Below are 1,535 nucleotides of genomic sequence, written 5' to 3'. Positions count from 1 at the left end.
GTATAGATCTCTCCGTTGAAGGAGAATTGCGCGACGAGCGGCTTCCGGCTTGCCTCGAACGCGTCGTTGGTAAGCGGATCGGGATCCACGATGCGCTGCAATGAGCCGTCAACGAGATCGACGACGTCGTCATTGTAAAGGAAGGCCTGCCGGATATTGCCGCCGGTCTGCCCGCCGTCCTTGTTGTTGTCCGGTGAAAGATAGGCGAACTTGTAGCGAGGCCCGCCCGCCAGAACGATGGCGTCGACGAGTTTTTGCAGGGTGACGTCGGCGGATGTGACGCCGTTGTCGACCGAGCCGCTGTCGTCCTGAATCTCCTGCAGCGCGATGACGTGAGGAGCGCCCAGATTGTCGACGATCTGGCTCGCGATCTTCGCAAAATGTCCATTGTCGATATCGGCATCGCCGTCATCGTCGTTGGGATCGAGGTTCTCGACGTTGTAGTTGGCGAAGGACAGGAAGAATTCGTTCGACGCAGTGACGGTTGTGACCTCCGGCTGAAGCGTCGATTGAGAAGTCACGATCGGCGTCGACGTGACCAGGACCTCGTAGGATGAGAACCCATAGGTCATGATGCCGGACACAGCCGCCAGTTTCGCACCGATATCGACGAACGGCATCGACATGCTGTCGCGGATGTTGTCGAACTGGATGCGTTCCGGATTGAAATCCGTCGACGATGTGGACAAGCCACCCCGACCGGTGAGGCTCGATGTGTCGTAGGCTCCCTCGATGACCGCCCAGATCTCGCCGAAATCATTGGTGGCGCCGACAACGCGAGTCGGTTGGACCGTGACGCGCATGCCTTCGATGCTCTCGTAGAACGCCGCGGCCGCTTGAACGTCGCCTGTCGGAGGAAGCAAGCCGTTGGGACCGAGAACAACGGCTTCGGGCAAGGCATTGTGCTTCGAGGTGACGGCGACGGTCGCGTCGGTGCCGAACTGCGTCAGGGTGAGATCGTCGGGGCGCGAGGTGGATTTGAATTCGGCGATCTTGCCTTTCACGGTCACGGCGTCGCCGATCTCCACATCCGGAATCCAGTTGGCGCCGCGGAAGACGAAGATGGCGTCGGACGTGCTGGCGTCCCCGTCGCCGTTCGGATCCTGGATGTAGAATCCACGCGTGGTTCCCGTCATCTGGATGCCGGTGATGATGCCGGTGGTGAGAACATCCTTGCCGACCTGGTCGGACGCGTGCCCCCTGCCCTGGATCTTGTAGATCGCCATGACATCGTCGTTGATGATGGTGCTCGACGCACTGTCGCTGAGAAATACGACGCCGGCCGTGGCATTGGTCAGTTTGACCGAGAACACCTCGTTCACTTCGAAGTCCACGTCGCCGACGACGGAAATCTCGATCGTCTTCGTCGTCTCCGTTCCAGTGAACGTCAATGTACCGCTCGTGGGGCCATTGAAGTCGCCGAGCACGGCCTGTCCTGCGGCGCCGAGGTTAGCCAAGTCCCAATCGACCGTAACGTCTCCGTCCGGATTGGCGCGGGTCACCGTGAAGGTGAAGGTCGTGACGCCGCTGTTGCC

Annotated in this window: 1 pseudogene; it reads right to left on the bottom strand. The window is 60.3% G+C overall.

Annotated elements, in window-relative coordinates:
* Positions 1–1,535 (bottom strand): annotated as a pseudogene (locus AC1DT3_RS20705) (hypothetical protein); the annotation flags it as partial.

It is taken from the genome of Microvirga sp. P4_G7, from assembly GCF_056401005.1.
This window is presented reverse-complemented; position numbering and strand designations above follow the sequence as displayed.